At 70.9% G+C, this 17,556-nt stretch carries 9 protein-coding genes and 1 pseudogene; 4 read left to right on the top strand and 6 right to left on the bottom strand.

Annotated elements, in window-relative coordinates; translation table 11 throughout:
* Positions 1-8: 8 nt before the first annotated feature.
* Complete coding sequence (locus ACFVXA_RS22335; protein ID WP_390026176.1) at positions 9-4,070, bottom strand: discoidin domain-containing protein; 4,062 nt, start codon at positions 4,068-4,070, stop codon at positions 9-11.
* 509 nt (positions 4,071-4,579) lie between these two features.
* On the opposite strand from ACFVXA_RS22335, the gene ACFVXA_RS22330 reads away from it, so the two are divergent.
* Entirely contained in the window at positions 4,580-6,169 is a 1,590-nt protein-coding gene (locus tag ACFVXA_RS22330; RefSeq protein ID WP_362023964.1) for a phosphatase PAP2 family protein, read from the top strand.
* A gap of 63 nt (positions 6,170-6,232) precedes the next feature.
* Here ACFVXA_RS22330 and ACFVXA_RS22325 read toward each other — a convergent pair whose 3' ends face one another.
* On the bottom strand, positions 6,233-7,744 hold the full coding sequence (locus ACFVXA_RS22325) for an MFS transporter (protein ID WP_362023968.1): 1,512 nt from the start codon (positions 7,742-7,744) through the stop codon (positions 6,233-6,235).
* 267 nt (positions 7,745-8,011) lie between these two features.
* Between ACFVXA_RS22325 and ACFVXA_RS22320 the strand changes: the two are divergent.
* Positions 8,012-8,356 (top strand): annotated as a pseudogene (locus ACFVXA_RS22320) (ArsR/SmtB family transcription factor); the annotation flags it as partial.
* Positions 8,357-8,617: 261 nt separating this feature from the next.
* A complete protein-coding gene (locus ACFVXA_RS22315; RefSeq protein WP_362023970.1) occupies positions 8,618-9,157 on the top strand; it encodes an SRPBCC family protein in 540 nt (179 codons plus the stop codon).
* 19 nt (positions 9,158-9,176) lie between these two features.
* Here ACFVXA_RS22315 and ACFVXA_RS22310 read toward each other — a convergent pair whose 3' ends face one another.
* From ACFVXA_RS22310 to ACFVXA_RS22295, 4 genes are all read right to left on the bottom strand, one after another.
* Positions 9,177-12,005: an NHLP bacteriocin export ABC transporter permease/ATPase subunit gene (locus ACFVXA_RS22310; RefSeq protein WP_384025729.1), complete on the bottom strand. Its 2,829-nt coding sequence runs from the start codon at positions 12,003-12,005 to the stop codon at positions 9,177-9,179.
* Between the two features lies 1 nt (position 12,006).
* Positions 12,007-14,229: an NHLP family bacteriocin export ABC transporter peptidase/permease/ATPase subunit gene (locus tag ACFVXA_RS22305; RefSeq protein WP_383740715.1), complete on the bottom strand. Its 2,223-nt coding sequence runs from the start codon at positions 14,227-14,229 to the stop codon at positions 12,007-12,009.
* Positions 14,226-15,035: an HlyD family efflux transporter periplasmic adaptor subunit gene (locus tag ACFVXA_RS22300; RefSeq protein ID WP_362023979.1), complete on the bottom strand. Its 810-nt coding sequence runs from the start codon at positions 15,033-15,035 to the stop codon at positions 14,226-14,228. The genes ACFVXA_RS22305 and ACFVXA_RS22300 overlap by 4 nt, the downstream gene beginning before the upstream one ends.
* A 90-nt stretch (positions 15,036-15,125) precedes the next feature.
* Positions 15,126-15,341 (bottom strand): type A2 lantipeptide, encoded by a 216-nt coding sequence (locus tag ACFVXA_RS22295; protein ID WP_362023982.1) that lies wholly within the window; start codon positions 15,339-15,341, stop codon positions 15,126-15,128.
* Between the two features lie 716 nt (positions 15,342-16,057).
* Between ACFVXA_RS22295 and ACFVXA_RS22290 the strand changes: the two genes are divergently transcribed.
* The gene (locus ACFVXA_RS22290) at positions 16,058-17,440 is read left to right on the top strand and encodes a S1 family peptidase (RefSeq protein ID WP_390026174.1); all 1,383 of its coding nucleotides are present in this window, start codon (positions 16,058-16,060) and stop codon (positions 17,438-17,440) included.
* Positions 17,441-17,556 lie beyond the last annotated feature (116 nt).

Below are 17,556 nucleotides of genomic sequence, written 5' to 3'. Positions count from 1 at the left end.
GCCCGCACCTACGAACGGGCCACCGTGCGCGGCACGTTGTAGCCCTCGACCCGCAGTGCGGGACGGCCCGAGGGAAGGGCGTCGACCGGCCAGGACAGAGTGACCTCGCGTGACTCCCCGGGCAGCAGCCACAGGTAGTTGTCACCGTAGAGCGTGGGCAGGACACGCTCGTCACTCCTGCTGTCCAGAAGCGACAGCCGCACCATCGCGGCGACCGCCCGCCCGCGGTTGTGGATCCTCGCGGTCGCCGTCCGCCGCGCTCCCGAGTCCGACACCCTCCCGATGTCGGCGGTGACCCGCACGGACCTGGCCTTGTTGAGCGCCTTCATGTCGGACGCCTGGCGGTAGCGCCAGTAGGTGTTCTCCGACAGGAGGCGCCCCCGGCCGTCCTCCATGCGGAGGCGCAGGAGATGGAAGTCCGGCAGGGATTCCGCGAAATCGGCGGTGAACGCCTTGGCCGTGCCGGACGAGGGGACGTCCACCGTGGCGCGCCGGGTGGAACCGAGCTGCCTTCCCTCCAGATCGTGGACACGAGCGGTGACCGTCGCGCCTTTCACCACCCGCGGGGTGTGGTTGACCGCGATGACCTGCCAGTTCTGGGGGTCGGCCTGGACGTGCAGGGGTTCGCACGCCGTACGGGACCCGTAGTACATGCCGTTCACGTCGAAGTCGTAGTCGTACGTCTGCCACACCGTGCTGTGCCACGCCGGGTGGGACATCCACAGCATGAGGCCGCTGGCGTCCTTCCACAGGTGCTGGTTCCACGCCTCGAACATGGCGCGGGCGTTCTCGTAGTTGACGAACTGCGCCTTACGCGTGAAGGTGTCCAGATCCGTGGCGGTGTCGAGCCGGGTCTCGATGGCCGCCCGATAGTTCTGCGGGGCCTGGTTACCCCGGGTGCTCCAGTCGTGGTAGAGCCAGGCGCCGCCGATCGGCCACTCCGGCTCGTCGCCGACCAGGTTGCGCATGCTGTCCGCGGTGGACACCACGGGCATGCCGATCTCGGTGTGGAAGCCGAAGCTGCCGCTGCCGTAGGTGCCGGCGGAGAAGTAGCGGTCGGGTTCCACCCAGCCGTAGGGGCCGCCGCCGGTGACGATGCCGCCCGCCGAGTTGTTCTGGTAGAGGACGTCGGGCGCCTCGCCCTGGACGGCCTCCCGCATACCGGTGTCGATCGCCTCGGGCGGATTGCCCTCGTTGGCACCGCACCAGACGACGACGCTGGGGTGGATGCGGTAGCGCCGTACGGTGTCCCGGGCCAGGTCGTTGTAGGCCGTGTGGTCCGGCGGGTCCATCGCCCAGGCGTTGGGGAAGTCGTTCCACACCAGCAGGCCGTGCTCGTCGCAACTGGCGAAGAACTCCTCGCGGTTGCTGGATGCGACCCAGTTGCGGATCATCGTGAAGTTCATGTCGCGGTGCATCCGCACCGCCGCGTCCATCCGGGCGGCGGGCATCCGGCGCAGCAGCTCGTCCCAGCCCCAGTTGCCGCCGCGGCAGAACACCCGGACGCCATTGACGCTGATCTTCAGCGGATCCGGGGTGTTGTCCACGGACTTCACATCGGTCCAGGTGTGGCCGTCGTCGGACACCTGGATGACGTACGTCTTCGGGTACGCCTGCTCCCAGACGACCGCGACCCGGTCGAAGGAGACGGACGAGCCCAGGTCGACCTGGATCCACTGGTCGTCCCGGTACTCGGAGGACCAGCGGGAGCCGGGGTTGCCGTCGGTGGCGTTGGCGGCGGGGTTCCCTGCGTCCTCCGTGGAGGCGGTGGCCGTCTTGTGGAGGGCCAGATCGGTGCCGGGGTACGCGCTGTCGATCACCGAGAGGATCCACAGCGAGTTGCCCCAACTGGTCGCCCGGGCACCACAGTTGATCCGAACATAGCGGGAGGTGCGGGCGGCGAAGTCCACCGTCTGCAGGCTCGCGGCGCCGTTGTTGAACGGCAGCGGCACCGCTCCGTTGTCCACCGTACCGGCGTCGGTCCACGCCGAGCCGTCGTCCGAGACCTGCACGACGAACGTCCTGGCGTACGCCTGCTCCCACGTCAGGTCGACCCGGTCGAAAGAGACGGTGGAACCGAGGTCCACCTGGATCCACTGATCGTCCTCGAAGGCCGAGGACCAGCGCGTGCCGGGATCGCCGTCGGTCGCGTGGGCCGCCGTGTTCCCGGAGTCCTCCGTGGAGGAGGTGGCCGTCTTGCGCAGGGCCAGATCCGTACCGGCCGAGGTGCTGTCGACCACCGAAAGACTCCACAGCGAGAAGCCCCAACCCGTGGCCCGCGTAAGGCACTTGATCCGGACGAATCGCGCCTTGCGTGTCCCGAGAAGCACCGGTTGGGTGTACCGGTCGCTGCTGCCCCCGAACGGCAGGGGTATCGCGTACTCGTAGCCGAACTGCCGGATGCCGAACCGTGTGGTGCGCCGGTCGCTCTCCTGGCCGTCGACCGAGGCGGTCAGCGTCAGGTCGTGCAGGTCGGGGCGGCCGTAGCCGTTGGGCCACCACAGCTTGGGGTCGCGCAGCCGCAACTCGGCGTACGTGTCCGGCGCGAAGGTGACGTCGACGCTCTCGCCGCCGGCCACCGTGACCGTCCGGGAGACCCGTACGGCGTCGAAGGCGGCCGTGACGGTGACCCGTCTGCTCGCGGAGTCCGCGTTGCGCACCGGGACCACGATCGTCACCTCGGCGGTGGAGGTGTCGGGCAGGCCGGGAAGTCTCGTGTCCACCCGCGGGTCACCGATGACCGCGTGGCCGGTCGAGCGCAGGCGTACGTGGTTCCAGATGCCGGAGACGCGGTCGCGCACCGCCGGCATCCAGTCCCAGCCGGAAGAGGCCAGGTACGTCGGCGAGTTCTGGTTCATCATCGTGGCGCCGGCGTCCACAAAGGCGAGTCCGGCCGGGCCCTTGTCGCCCGGGCTGCCGGGGAAGGGCATCGGGGTGATCTTGACGGCCAGCGCCTGCTCCCCGCTCCCGCCGAGCACCTTCGTCACGTCGTGCGACGAGCGGGCGAAGGGGTACGTCAGACCGCCCACCTGCTGTCCGTTGAGCCAGATCTCGGCGGTGTGGTTGATGCCGTCGAACTCCAGCCAGACATGCCGGCCCGAGCCGGTGCGCAGCGTGTGTGGCAGCTCGAAGCCTCGGCGGTACCACCACGAGTGCCGGGACAGCGCCTCGGGGATGCGCAGGTTGTTCAAGCCGGCCACCGGGTCGGGCAGATGACCCTGGTCCACCAGCGAGGCCAGTACCGTTCCCGGCACGGTCGCCGGCAGCCAGCGGCTGGTGTCGACGCCGGCTCGGGAGAGCTGGGCGCCCTGCCCGCCGGCCCAGTCGTCCATGGTCAGTGTCCAGCCGGACTCCAGCGGGACCGTGCCGTCGGCGGCCGTCTCGAGTGCGGGCGCCGGGTGGTCGTGGGTGCCCCAGTCGGTCCAGCCGGTGGCCTTCGGCCGGTGTCCCGCCGCTGAGCCGTAGACCTCGAAACCGTTGAGGCCCAGCGGGTTGGCGTTGGACCGCCTGGTCACGGTCATCCGCACCCAGCGCGCGGTGACCGGCTCGGCCGGCGTGATCTCCACGACGCCGCCCGTGCCGGACGCGGTCCGGTGGATGGTCGTCCAGGCGTGGTGATCCCGGGAGGTCTCGACGACGAACTCCACCGCGCAGCTGGACAGGATCTCCTGACCGGTCGTGCGATCGCGGGGATTTCCGCTGCTGGAGGGCACGAAGACGGGGTCGTCGACCGTGGCCTCGAAGGTGAGACGTACGGAGTCGACCGTGCAGTCGGCCTGCAGATCCACCGAGATCCACTGTGGATCGCCGTCGGCCGCACGCCAGCCGGTGCCCTTCACGCCGACGGAGTTGACCTTGTCCACGACGAACTCGCCGGGTGTGGGCGCGTAGTCGGTGGACGACACGGATATCGGCCGATAGGCCGCGAGTTCGCTCGGCGCGCCGCCGGACCTCGACGGCGCGGCCGCGTAGCTGCTCTGGGGGAGCGCGACTCCGGCCCCGAAGCCCGCGAGCAGGGTGGAACCGGTGGCCAGGACCGAGCGACGGGAAGGGCGGGGCGGCTGAGACATGTGCGGCGGGTCCAATCCAGACAGCCCGAAGGGGAGCGAGTGACCGCTGTGATCGATGGGATGACAACGTTGCCAAAGGCTCCAGTTCCTTCAGGTCCGTGTCAAGGGTTGTCACAAGGTTCCGCCCGCGGGGGCATCGCGCGGGGCCGCACACTTCGGTCCGGCGGGGCCGGATGGTGCGGTGCGGCGGGGCCGGATGGTGCGGTGCGGCGGGGCCGGATGGTGCGGTGCGGTGGGGCCGTATGGTGCGGCGGGACCGTATGGCGCGGTGGGGCCGGATTCCTCGGTCCGGCGGGGAGGGATGCTCCAGTCCGGCGGGCAGGGATGCTCCGGCCCTCCTCCTGAAGGCTCGACGGATTCCACGACGACCTGTGCGGTCTCCGTCCCGGGCGCGGGAGCGTTGGCCTGCGCACCCGGCGAGCGGTGGCCGTGCGCCGCCCGGACCAGTCTTGTCACCGGTCCGAGTCGCCCCGGATGCCGGGGCGGGACCGGGCCCGTAACGGTGGACCATGCGCGTACTCGGCGAATGGGACCAGCGGCTCTTCACACGGGTGGCCGGGGCGCGGGTGCCCGGAGCCGATCCGGCCTTGCGGCGGCTCAGCGACTCCGCCAACCACGGACGGCTGTGGCTGGGAGCGGCGGCCGGACTCGCGGTCGTCGGCGGCCACACCGCCCGACGCGCGGCCCTGCGCGGAGTGGGCTCGCTCGCGCTGGCCTCCGCGACCGTCAACACGGTCGTGAAGTGGAGCGCCCGCCGCCCCCGCCCGCTGCTCGACCACGTACCGCAGATCCGGCACCTGACCCGGCAGCCGCACACGACGTCCTTCCCCTCCGGTCACTCCGCCTCCGCCGCGGCCTTCGCCACCGGAGTCGCCCTGGAATCCACGCGCTACGGCGCCCTGGTCGCCCCGCTCGCCGCAGCCGTCGCCTTCTCGCGCGTCTACGTGGGTGTCCACTTCCCCGCGGACGTGCTGGCTGGGGTGGCGATCGGCGTCGGGGCCGGCGTGCTCACCTGCCGCTGGTGGCCGCCGCGCGCCGCCGTGCCGGAGCGGGAACGTCCCGCCGCGGACGCGCCCGCGCTGCCCCTCGGCGAGGGACTGGTCGTCTTCGTCAACAGCCGGGCCGGCACCGGCGCCCCCGCCGCGCCCCTGCCGCCCGCCGAGCGGCTGCGTGAACTGCTGCCCGCGGCCGAGCTGATCGAGCGCGCCCCCGGCGACGACTTCGAGGCGCTGCTCGCCGAGGCGGTCGACCGGGCCGCGCGCACGGGCGGCGCGCTGGGCGTGTGCGGAGGCGACGGCAGCGTCAACGCCGCGGCCCGCGCGGCGGCCGAACGGGGCCTCGCGCTCGCGGTGTTCCCCGGCGGCACCCTCAACCACTTCGCTCTGGACGTGGGCGTACCGGACTTCGAGGACACCGCCGTCGCGGTCGCCCGGGGCGAGGCGGTGACCGTGGACATCGGGGTGGCGAGGTCGGGTGCGGGGCACGAGGTGCGCTTCCTCAACACGTTCAGCATCGGCCTGTACCCCGAACTCGTCCGGATCCGCGAGCACTTGGAGGAGCGGTGGGGCAAGTGGCCGGCCGCGACCGTCGCCCTGATCCGGGTGCTGCGCACCGCGTCCCCCATCGAGCTGAGCGTCAACGGCCGCCCCCGCCGCCTGTGGCTGCTCTTCGCGGGCAACGGCCGGTACGTCCCCGAGGGCTTCGCCCCCACCTTCCGGCCGCGCCTGGACGACGGACTGCTCGATCTGCGGCTGGTCGACGGCGGGCCCCGCCTCGCCCGCACCCGCGTGATCGTCTCCGCGCTGGTCGGGGGGCTCCGCCGCTCCCGGGTCTACAGCGCCGAGCGCGTTCCGTGGGTGCGGTTGGAGGAGCTCACCGGGACGAACAGCCTCGCCTATGACGGTGAAGTGGCTCCCACGTCGACGGAGTTGAGGCTGGAGAAGGTACGCCGGGCCCTCGTCGTGTACCGGCCCGCACTGCCGCAGAACGAGCTGGCTCAGCAGGCCCGCCTGGCCGCCGCGGCGGCCCGTTACCGGAGACGGACCAGACGTTCCGCCGCCGGGGAGAGCGGCGGGACCGCGGGCGCCGGGCAAGGATGAGGGGCCGCCGTCTCCCTGCAGACGGCGGCCCCTCGGTCTGGCGAGTGAGCGGTCAGGAACCGGTCACATGTGGACGACCGGTGCGGCGTCCGCACCGTTGTCGGCCCGCTCCAGCTTCCCGCGGCGGTAGAGCAGGAAGGCGATCACCGCGCCCGCGACGAAGAAGCCGGCCGACCACCAGAAGGCGGTGGTGTAGCTCTCGATCGTCGACTGGGCCTGGACCAGCTTGTCGGTCGCGTCCTTGCCGGACAGGTAGCTCGTCGCGGCGCTCGCGGCCAGGGTGTTGAGCAGCGCCGTACCGATCGAACCGCCCACCTGCTGCATGGTGTTGACGGTCGCGGAGGCGACACCCGCGTCGGCGGGGGCGATCCCGCTGGTGGCCAGCGACATGGCGGGCGGCATCACCATGCCGATGCCCGCGCCGATCAGGAGCAGCTGCGGCAGTACGGCGGTCGAGAAGGACGAGCCGATGCCGATGCCGGTCAGCCACGCCATGCCGACGGCGGCGATGCCGAAGCCCGCGGGGATGACGGCCTTCGGCCCGATCCGCGGCACCAGGATCGTGGTGGAGACCTGCGCCATGACCATCAGGGCCGCCATCATCGGCAGGAACGCCACACCCGTCTTGGTCGGGCTGAAGCCCAGGTTCAGCTGCAGGTAGTAGGTGAGGAAGAGGAAGACACCGAACATGCCCGCGCCGGTGATCAGCACGGTGATGAAGGACGCGGCACGGTTGCGGTCGAGCAGCACGCGCATCGGCAGCAGCGGGTGCTCGGCCCGGGTCTGCCACCAGGCGAACGCGGCCAGCAGGATCCCGCCCGCGGCCAGGAAGCCCCAGGTGGCGGCCGAGCTCCAGTCGTGCGTCTCGGCGTTGGAGAAGCCGTAGACCACGGAGAACAGACCGGAGGAGACCAGCAGGGTGCCCGGCAGGTCCAGCTTGGAGTTCGCGGCGTCGCGGTGGTTGGTCAGCAGCACCCAACCGCCGATGAAGGCGACGATCGCGAAGATGAGGTTGACGAACAGCGTCCAGCGCCAGTCGAGCGCGTCGGTCAGCACACCGCCGAGCAGCAGACCCACCGCGCCACCGGCGCCGGCGATGGCGCCGTACACGCTGAACGCCTTGGCGCGTTCCTTCGCGTCGGTGAACGTCGTGTTCAGCAGCGAGAGCGCGGCGGGCGCGAGGAGCGCGCCGAAGACGCCCTGCAGGGCGCGGGCGGTGACCAGCATCCCGAAGCTGGTGGACGCGCCACCGAGCATCGAGGCCGCGGCGAATCCGGTGACACCGATCAGGAAGGCGGGCTTGCGTCCGAAGAGATCCGCAATGCGGCCGCCCAGCAGCAGCAACGAGGCGAAGGCCAGGGAGTATGCGGTGACGATCCACTGCCGGTTGCCGTCGGAGAAGCCTAGATCCGCCTGGGCGGAGGGCAGGGCGATGTTCACGATGGTGGCGTCGAGGACCACCATCAGCTGCGCGATTCCGATGATCGCGAGGATCAGCCAGCGCCGCTTCGACGGCTCCGCGGGCGAAGCGTCCACGGCACCCGCGCGGGTGCCGTCGGTCATGGTGTGAGACATGGGAGAACCACTCCAGGGAAGTCGCTCGAGGGAACGGGTTCGTTCAGGATGACGCGAACATAAACGAAACGGTTTCGTACACATCGACAGTAGAGCACTCCCAGCGAAACGGCAACGTTTCGCTGGGTTCGTGGCGTGAGGCGGCCGTCACAGTGGCTCGGGTCGTGGTCTGGCTCGCCGCCGACCGTGCCGCCGAGACCGCCCGGACCGGCAGCTGCGACGCGTATTCCTTGACGGGCATATAACCGTGGAGGCATATTGAACCCCATGTCCGACGCCTCTCTCTGGACCGCGCTGGCCGACCCGCACCGACGCGCGATCGTCGCGTTGCTGCTGGAGCGGCCGCGTGCGGTCGGTGAGATCGTCGAGGAGTGCGGACTGAGCCAGCCGAGCACCTCGAAGCATCTACGGGTGCTGCGCGACGCGCGTCTCGTGCGGGTACGCCAGGACGCGCAGCGCCGGGTCTACGCGCTCGACCCGGCCCCGATCGCCGCGCTCGACGCCTGGCTGGCCCCGTACCGGACGTTGTGGAACGAGAGCCTCGACGCCCTCGGCCGCCGCCTGGACGAGTCGGCGGGGGAGCCGCCGGACGACCACGAAGAACTCGCCCCGCACGGCGAAGCACTCCTCCCGAGCGGCCGAGAACCCTTCCCGACCCGCACAGCGTCTTTCCCGAGCCCGAGCCCGAGCCCGAGCCCGAGCCCGAGTCCACGCCCGAGCCCGAGTCCACGCCCGAGCCTGAGCCCACGCCCGAGCCCGAGTCCACGCTCCAGCCCGAGCCCGAGCCCGAGCCCGAGCCGCGCGGAGTCTTCCCCTGACGCCGAATCACCTTCTCCGCGCGACGAAGCCACCTCCCCGAAGGACTGAGCCACCATGCCCGCCCAACCCGCCGCCCTCACCGGCACCTACCTGACCCTCGACGACGGCCGCCCCGCGGTCCGCTTCAGCCGCACCTACGACCACCCCGTCGACCGCGTCTGGCGGTTCGTGACCGACCCGGACGAGCTGGCCGCCTGGTTCCCGTCCCGCGCCGAGATCGAGCTCCGGCCGGGCGGTGCCATCAAGTTCAGCGGCGACCCGAACATGCCGGAGTCCACGGGCCGTGTCCTCGCCGTCGACCCGCCCCGGCACCTGTCCTTCGACTGGGGCGGCGACGAGTTGCACTTCGACCTCGAAGCCCTGGACGAGAAGCGCACCCACTTCACCCTCACCAACGTGCTCGCGGCCGAGAACACCGCCGCCCGCAACGGCGCCGGCTGGGAGGTGTGCCTGGCCGCGCTCGACGCCCGTGCGCGCGGGGAGGACGTCGGGGGACCGCACGCCGGGGCGCCCGCGCCGTGGAAGGAGTTCTACCGCGGCTACCTCGACGCCGGAGTCCCCTCCGGCGCCCCGGTCCCGGGGCTCGACGACTGACCGACCACGGCGCCACCGGCTACTGCATCTGCCGCCGCACCAGCTCGTGCAGCCGGCCGCCGGTGTCCGCCAGCAACTGCGCGGGCGGGCCCTGCTGGGCGACCTTGCCGTCCTCCATCACGATCACGCGGTCCGCGTCCATCACCGTGGACAGCCGGTGGGCGATCACGACCCGCGTGGCGTTGAGGGCGCGGGTGCTCTCGATGACCGTGCGCTGTGTCTCGTTGTCCAGGGCGCTGGTCGCCTCGTCGAAGAAGAGGATGCGCGGCCGTCGTATCAGCGCCTGGGCGATCATCAGGCGCTGGCGCTGGCCGCCGGAGACCGCGCCACTTCCGGAGACGATGGTGTGCAGGCCCATCGGCATCCGCTTGATGTCCTCGGCCAGGCCCGCCATCTCGGCCGCCGCCATCGCCTCCTCGGGCGTGTAGGGCTCGGTGCCGCAGATGCAGTCCAGGATCGAGCCGGTGAACGGCTGCGCGTGCTGGAGCACCACACCGCACTGGCGGCGTACGGCGGACTGGTCGAGGGCCGCCAGGTCCTGGCCGTCGTAGAGCACACTGCCCGAGACCGGCTTGTCGAAGCCGATGAGCAGTCGCAGCAGCGTGGACTTGCCGCAGCCGCTGGGGCCGACGATCGCCACGAACTCGCCCGGCCTGATGTCGAACGACACGTCGTCCAGGACGAGCGGGCCGTCGTCGGCGTACCGGAAGGAGAGGCGGCGTGCCTCGATGCCGCCCGACAGGACGCCCGGACGGGTGCTCGCCACCCGTACCTCCGGCGTCGCGTCCAGCACCGGCCTGATCTCCTCGAACATCGGCAGCGCTGCCGCCGCCGAGACGAACGCGCCGGTGATCTGGGTGACCGAGGTCAGCAGCATCGTCATCGACGTGTTGAAGGTGAGGAAGTCCGCGGCCGACAGCGAGCCGTGCGCCGGGCCGGCCAGCAGCATGAACATCAGCAGGGAGCACAGCGGCAGATACACCGCGCCCATCACCGTGGTGAGGTTCTTGATGCGGCCGACCTTCTGCTGGAGCTCTCGGCTGCGCGCGAACTCGGCCGCCCACGCCGCGTACGCGTAGTTCTCGGCCGCCGCGACCCGTAGCTTGGGCAGGCCGCGCAGGGTCTGGAAGGCCTGGTTGTTCAGCTTGTTGCTGAGCACGACCAGGCGGCGCTGCCAGCGCACCTGCCACAGGCCGAGCCCGAGGAACCCGGCCGCGATGACGACGAGCATGCCGATCGCGGCCAGTGCCATGGGCACGCTGTACCAGAACAGCAGCCCCAGGTTCATCGCGCCGACCGTGCCTGCCTGCGCGACCGTCGGGCCGACGCCCGCGAGGAGCCGGCGGATCGCGCTGATGCCCATGGCGGCACTGGCGAGTTCACCGGTCGAGCGGGAGGTGAAGAACTTGGTGGGCAGCCTGAGCAGCCGGTCCCACACGGCCGGTTGGAGCGTGGCCTCGATCCGGCCCTCCATCCGGAGCATCGTGAGGTTCTGCAGCAGCATGAACGCCGCCGACACGACGCTGGTGATCATGATGGCGAGGCAGACCTGCACGATGAGCCCGTGCTGGGCCTTGGGTACGTACTCGCCGAGCACCTTGCCGGTGGCGATCGGCACCAGCGCGCCGATCGCGACGGTCACCAGACCGCTGATCGCGAGGCCCCGCAGATCGCCGCCGGTGCCCCGGAGGCAGAAGCGCAGCAGCCGCAGCGGGCTCAACTTCCGCTCGGGCAGCGGACGGTAGAACATCACACCCCGCGGCTCGAACTCCGCCGCGTTCGCCTTCTCGACCGGAGTCTCGCGCCCGGAGGACGGCTGTACGGCCACGTACCCGCCGCGCCGCCACAGCAGCGCGACCGGCGCGCCGGACACGGCACGGTGGCCGATCAGGGGCCCGATGTCGTCCCGCCACCAGCGCCCGTCGAGGCGTACGGCACGGGTGCGGACGCGTGAGGCGAGCGCGATCCGTTCGACCGGATCCAGCCGGTCGCTCTCCGTACCGCTCTGCGCGGACTCCGCCAGGGAGATCCCGGCCTCGCGGGCGACCAGTTTGCAGGCCGCGTACGTGGCATCGGCGTCGGCCGCCGTCGGGCGCTTCGCCGACGACTTTCCGATGGAGGCGAGCAGGGTCCGGTCGGCCTGGGCGCGGACGGCCTCGCCGGCCTTGATGCCCGCCGCCGTACGGTCCTCGTGGCTGGCCTCCAGCTGCTCGATCCACCGGTCGAGGGTGGTCAGCAGGCGGTACTGCTGGTCGACCATGCTCTGCCAGACACCGGAGTCCATCAGCAGATCGGCCGCCGCCTCGGCGCCGTACAGGGAGCCGTACTGCACACTGCCGGGCGGCACCTGCATCCAGAAGACGTCGTCGTCGGTGAGCGCGGCGGCGTTCTCCGTGGCCATCGGCGCCTGGAAGAGGATGGAGAGGCTGCGGCCGACGCCCAGGGCGAGGGCGTACTCCAGCGGGCTCGATGTCGGTGGTACGTACTGGGGGTTGCCGTACTCGTCGTACGACCAGGTCTCGGTGTTGACGGGCTGGTACAGCTCGCGCAGCACGATCCGGTGCACCACGCAGTCGCGCAACGGACGCCCTACGAGGGTGTGCTGGGGCCCCGCGACGGGTCCGAGCAGCAGTGAGCCCGCCTCGAGGCGGCCGAGGTGGTGCCAGTGGCCCTGCTGACCGGCGTCGACCGCGAACAGGTCCATGGCGCCCGCCGCGACCAGCCAGAGCACCTGCGGGCCCTCCAGGTCGAGGCGGTTGAAGCCGGAGCAGTCGATCGGCGTGCCCATGCCGCCGAGCGCGCCGAGGACGAGGTCTCCCTCGTGCACGCCCTCGTGAACCGTGGTCATCTCATCGCTCCTTGACCAGCTCGGCGTACGGACCGCCGGCCGCCACCAGGGCCTCGTGCCGCCCGCGTTCCACGATCGTGCCGTGCTGCAGTACGACGATCTCGTCGCTGTCGCGCACGGTGCTGAGCCGGTGCGCGATCACCACACAGGCGCAGCCGCGCTTGCGCAGGTTGTCGATGACCGTCTGCTCGGTCTCCGCGTCCAGCGCGCTCGTCACCTCGTCGAGCACCAGGATGCTGGGCCTGCGCACCAACGCCCGTGCGATCTCCAGGCGTTGGCGCTGACCGCCGGAGAAGTTGCGCCCGTCCTGCTCGACCCGGCTGTGGATGCCGCCCGGGCGGCGCGTCACCACGTCGTACAGCGCCGCGTCCTCGAGGGCCGCGACCACCGCGTCGTCCGGGATCGACGGGTCCCACAGCGCCACGTTGTCGCGCACCGATCCCTCGAAGAGGAAGACGTCCTGGTCGACGAAGGACACCGAGGAGGCGAGCGCGCCGCGCGGGATGTCCTCCAGGCGCTGCCCGTCGATACGGATCGTGCCTTCCCAGGGGGCGTACAGGCCCGAGATCAGCCGGGAGACCGTGGACTTGCCGCTGCCCGAGCCGCCGACGAGCGCCACCTGCTGGCCCGGCCCCACCGTCAGCGAGAAGCCGGTGAGCAGCGGTTTGTCGAGCGGGCTGTAGCCGAACGTGATGTTCTCCAGCTCGACATGGCCGTGCAGTCGGCGGGTGGAGTCGTTCGAGCCGGTGCGGGCGTAGAGCGGGTCCGCCTGGAAGTTCTCGACGTCCTTGAGGCGGGCCACGTCGGCGGCGAAGTCCTGGATGCGGCCCGCGACGCCGTTGAGGCGGGTGATCGGCGCGGTGAAGCGGGTCACCAGGGCCTGGAAGGCGACCAGCAGACCCACCGAGATGTGGCCCTCGATCGCTCGCATCCCGCCGATCCACAGGATCAGCGCGGAGTTGAGCGTCGCGAGCGTCGGCGCGACCACACCGAGCCAGGCGCTCGGCACACCGAGGCGCTGCTGCTCCTCCAGGGTGGTGGCGTGCTGCCCCGCCCACTTGCGGAAGTAGCCGTCCTCGCCGCCCGTCGCCTTCATCGTCTCGATCAGCTGCAGGCCGGTGTAGGCCGTGTTGGTGAGCCGGGCGGTGTCCGCGCGCAGTTTCGCTGTGCGGGTCGCGCGCAGCCGGATCACCACCCGCATGGCCACCACGTTGAGCAGCGCGACGCCGATGCCCACGGCGGTGAGCTGCGGATCGTAGGTGTAGAGCAGCACGGCGTAGAGCACGACGACGACCGCGTCCACACCGGCCGCCGCGAGGTCGCGGGCCAGGGTCTCGGCCACCGCGTCGTTCGACTGGAGCCGTTGCACCAGGTCGGCCGGGCTGCGCTGGGAGAAGAACGTGACGGGCAGCCGCAGCAGATGCCGCAGGAAGCGGGCGCTGGACAGCGTCGAGGAGATGATGCGGCCGCGCAGCAGATTCGCCTGCTGCAACCACGTCAGCACCACCGTGAGCAGCACGGAGGCGCCCATCGAGGCGAACAGCACGCCGAGCAGTGAGCTCTGACCACCGATCAGGTACTGGTCGATGTACGTCCGGCTGAGCGCCGGCAACGCCGCGCCGACCGCCACCAGCAGCAGACTCGCGAGGACGGCGGCGGGCATGGTGCCCGACGTGCCGCGCAGCCGGGCCGGCATGGCACCGAGCACACCCGGCTTGCGGCCTCCCTTGCGGAAGTCCGGGCCCGGCTCCATCACCAGGACGACCCCGGTGAAGCTGGTGTCGAAGTCCTCCATCGGTACAAAACGACGGCCCTTGCCGGGGTCGTTGATGTGCACGCCGCGCCGGCCGAAGCGGCGCCCCATGCCGTCGTACACGACGTAGTGGTTGAACTCCCAGAAGAGGATCGCGGGGGCCCTCACCTCGGCGAGCGCGGCCGTGTCCATCTGCATGCCCTTGGCCGTCAGGCCGTAACTGCGGGCAGCCTTGAGCAGGTTGCTGGCGCGCGAGCCGTCCCGGGAGACACCGCAGGCGATGCGCAGCTCTTCGAGCGGGATGTGCCGGCCGTAGTGGCCGAGGACCATGGCGAGGGAGGCTGCGCCGCACTCGACGGCCTCCATCTGGAGCACGGTGGGGGTGCGGACGGTCTTCCCCCGGCCCTTGGGGACCGTGCGCTTGGGCGGGGCGGCGCGGCGTCTGCCCCGGGTGTCCGGTGCGGTCGTCACGGCAGGAGCCAATCGACGGGGCGCTGATCGGCCAGGCGGATCGAACCCGTGGCCAGGGTCATGGAGGTCAGCGCGAACGGCGGCCCGTCCGCCGAGGACCACTTCAGGCCGCTCTTGGTGCCGGACGAGCGGTCGAGACGGACCAGGACGGCCACCGGCCTGCCCTTCTTGGTGAACTGCTCGCCCAGCTGGCTGTCACCGAGGAAGGCGGCGATCTGCTGCTGGGTCTGCACTGTCCGGTCGACCGTCTTCACATGGCCGCGCAGCACCCCGTACCGCTGGGTCGGCACCGACTGGACGGTCAGGTCGACGGCCGCGTCCGCGGGAATCGTGGAGGCGTTCTCGGCCGGGACGTACACGGTCGCGTACAGCGGATCGTCGGCGTGGGCCACCTTCTCCACTGCGGCGACGTTCGCGCCGGTCGAGATGATCGCGCCGATGGTGGCGGCGAGCGCGGTGACACGGCCCGCGGCGACCGTCCGGACGACGGCCGTTTCGCCCTGCGCTGTACGGACCTTCAGCACGGGAGCGTTCGCGGGCAGCCGTTCGCCCTCCTTGGCGAGGACCGCCGTGACCTGCCCGGCGACGGGGCTCTGCAGGACGTAACTGCCCTCCCCGTGCGTGAGGATGGCGGGTGCGCCGACCGTGGACGCGACGGTGCCCGTCACGGCCCACACGGACGCGGCCGCCATGGCGAGGACCGTCACGGACAGGACGAGCCAGCCCTGGGGGCGGGCGAAACGCACCGGAAGGTCGAGCTCTTCGGGCGACTGCAGTTTGGCGAGGGCCTGTTGGCGGAACTGCACGGGACTTCCCTCACCTGTTCGAGAGGTTTACGGCACCCGAGAGTCCCGGAACCGGGGGGCGGTTCCGGGACTCAACGGCGTGAAATGCGATCAGAGACCGGCAACCAGGCCGGTGACCGGGGCGGTGTTCAGGCCGGTCACACCCTCGACGGTGCCGACGGCCGTGCCGACGAGGCCGGAGACCGGGGCAACGCTGTCGACCAGGCCGGTGACGGTGCCGACGGCGTTCAGCGACAGGCCGCCGGAGACGTTGTCGAGGTCGGCGTCCGAGATCTCGGCGGTCTCAACACGGGGGGTGGAGTTCATGATGGAACTTCCCTTCGTATGGATATTCATAAGGGGGAGAGCGGCCCCCTCTGGGGACAGATGACGGCCGCCACCGCGAGCGCGGGGCACCCGTTTCCGGGAGCCTTCGTGCGCCCCGCGGTGCAACGGATCAAAGCACGCCCGCGTGGCGCGCATCCAATCAATCAGGGCCCCCACCTGCGCACTTGAGCGCTTCCGCAGCCCAACCGTGCAGGTGTGCACACGTCTCGGCGGCGAGTTCTTCACATGCCGCGCCGCATCGATGCATCCGCGCCCTTGCCGCCCCGGTACCGAATGGGACAGTCCCGTCGCAATGGCACGGAGGGGGGCGCGCGACTGTGCAGATCCCTCGCACACCGTGACTCGGTTGAGTATTCGATGTGCAGATTCGCTGAAGCCGGGATTCCGTTCTTGGTCGGAAACAGACCGTTACCGATCAGTAGCGGACTGTGGCGCGGGAATCCGTACACGCGTTCCGCTCGGCCCGCAGGGGCGCACGACCGCGAGCCGCGCGGACGACGTCCGGCGCACGGTTCCACGGTCGCCCCGTGAACTGGCGTGTTCGCCTCGGCATCCACACCTTTCGCCGCTGCAACTTCTCTCTTTCCGCAAGGCAGTTGAACAACCCACGTGGCTCACGCGTATCAACAGCCATCCAGGCGCCCCCAGTCAGCTGCCGGACGGCGGCATCGACCCCGTCCCCAGGAGGTCAAGAGTTGAGTCACAAACGGATACCCAAGCGCAAGGCCGCCCTCGCGGCAGGAAGCGTGGCGGCGCTCGGAGCGGCGGCACTTCTGCTGCCCAATGCCAACGCGTCCCAGACGAACGCGGACGACGCCGCCCCGAAGACGTTCAAGGCGGCCGATGTCGCGGACGTCGCCTCGCAGCTCGCCTCCCAGTTGGGTGACGCCGTCGCCGGTTCGTACTACGACGCCTCGAAGCAGCAGCTCGTCGTCAACGTCGTCGGCAACAACAGCAACGTCGTCAACCAGATCGAGAAGGCCGGTGCGGTCGCGAACGAGGTGAAGAACAGCACCTCCACCCTCCAGGCCGCGGCCAAGACGCTCAAGAGGGACGCGACGATCCCGGGCACGGCGTGGGCCGTCGACCCGAAGACCAACGAGATCCAGGTCACCGCCGACAGTACGGTCACGGGCGCCAAGTGGAACAAGCTGACATCGACCGTCGACTCGCTCGGCTCCGGTGTGGCCGGCGTCAAGAAGTCCGCCGGCACGTTCAAGACGTTCGTGTCGGGCGGTGACGCCATCTTCGCCCAGGCGAACGGCGGGGGCGTCCGCTGCTCCCTCGGCTTCAACGTCACCGCAAGCGACGGAAGCCCCGCCTTCCTGACCGCCGGGCACTGCGGTGTCGCGGCCGCCCAGTGGTCGGACTCGCAGAACGGCCAACCGATCGCGACCGTCGACCAGGCGAACTTCCCTGGCGCGGGCGACTTCTCACTCGTGAAGTACGACGACCCCAACACCCAGGCGCCGAGCGAGGTCAACGTCGGCAATGGGCAGACTGTCCAGATCACCCAGGCGGCGGACGCCACGGTCGGTCAGAAGGTCCTCCGGATGGGCAGCACCACCGGTCTGCACGATGGCTCGGTCACCGGTCTCGACGCCACCGTCAACTTCCAGAGTGAAACCGACCCCAACGGTGTCGACACCGTCACCGGTCTCATCCAGACCGACGTCTGCGCCGAAGCGGGGGACAGCGGAGGCTCCCTGTTCACCCAGGACGGCAGCGCGATCGGCCTGACCTCGGGCGGCAGCGGCGACTGCACCGTCGGCGGCGAGACCTTCTTCCAGCCCGTCACCACCGCCCTGGCGGCGGTCGGCGCGACGCTCGGCGCGGGAGACGCCGGGGCCGGCGCCGCGGGCACGGCAGACCCCAGCGCGACCGCCAGTGATCCGGCTGGCGCGGGCGACCAGAGCGGCGGAGCCGTCGATCCGAGCGCCGGTGCCAGTGACGCGGCGGGCGCGGGCGACCAGGGCGGCGGAGCCGTCGATCCGAGCGCCAGTGACGCCGTCGGCGCGGGCGACCAGTCCGGCACCGGCATGGACGACGGCTCGGGCCTGGTGAACACCACCCCCTGACACGTGGTCACCAGGAGCCGCTGACCCGGCCGCGGAACCCCGGTTCCGGTCGGCAGCGGAAGGGTGGGCGCCAGCGGGGGGGGGGGCGGGGCATTCAGGGGCGCGGAACCCCCCCA

It is taken from the genome of Streptomyces sp. NPDC058246 (assembly GCF_042881985.1).
In the GTDB taxonomy this organism is placed as follows: Bacteria; Actinomycetota; Actinomycetes; order Streptomycetales; family Streptomycetaceae; genus Streptomyces.
The sequence above is the reverse complement of the archived record's forward strand: the minus strand, read 5'-3'. Positions and strand labels throughout refer to the sequence as shown.

Excerpts from the sequence above, each read along its gene's own strand:
- ACFVXA_RS22325 (WP_362023968.1), bottom strand. The coding sequence starts at position 7,744 with ATGTCTCACACCATGACCGACGGCACCCGCGCGGGTGCCGTGGACGCT.
- ACFVXA_RS22295 (WP_362023982.1), bottom strand. The coding sequence starts at position 15,341 with ATGAACTCCACCCCCCGTGTTGAGACCGCCGAGATCTCGGACGCCGAC.
- ACFVXA_RS22310 (WP_384025729.1), bottom strand. The coding sequence starts at position 12,005 with ATGACCACGGTTCACGAGGGCGTGCACGAGGGAGACCTCGTCCTCGGC.
- ACFVXA_RS22315 (WP_362023970.1), top strand. The coding sequence starts at position 8,618 with ATGCCCGCCCAACCCGCCGCCCTCACCGGCACCTACCTGACCCTCGAC.
- ACFVXA_RS22330 (WP_362023964.1), top strand. The coding sequence starts at position 4,580 with ATGCGCGTACTCGGCGAATGGGACCAGCGGCTCTTCACACGGGTGGCC.
- ACFVXA_RS22335 (WP_390026176.1), bottom strand. The coding sequence starts at position 4,070 with ATGTCTCAGCCGCCCCGCCCTTCCCGTCGCTCGGTCCTGGCCACCGGT.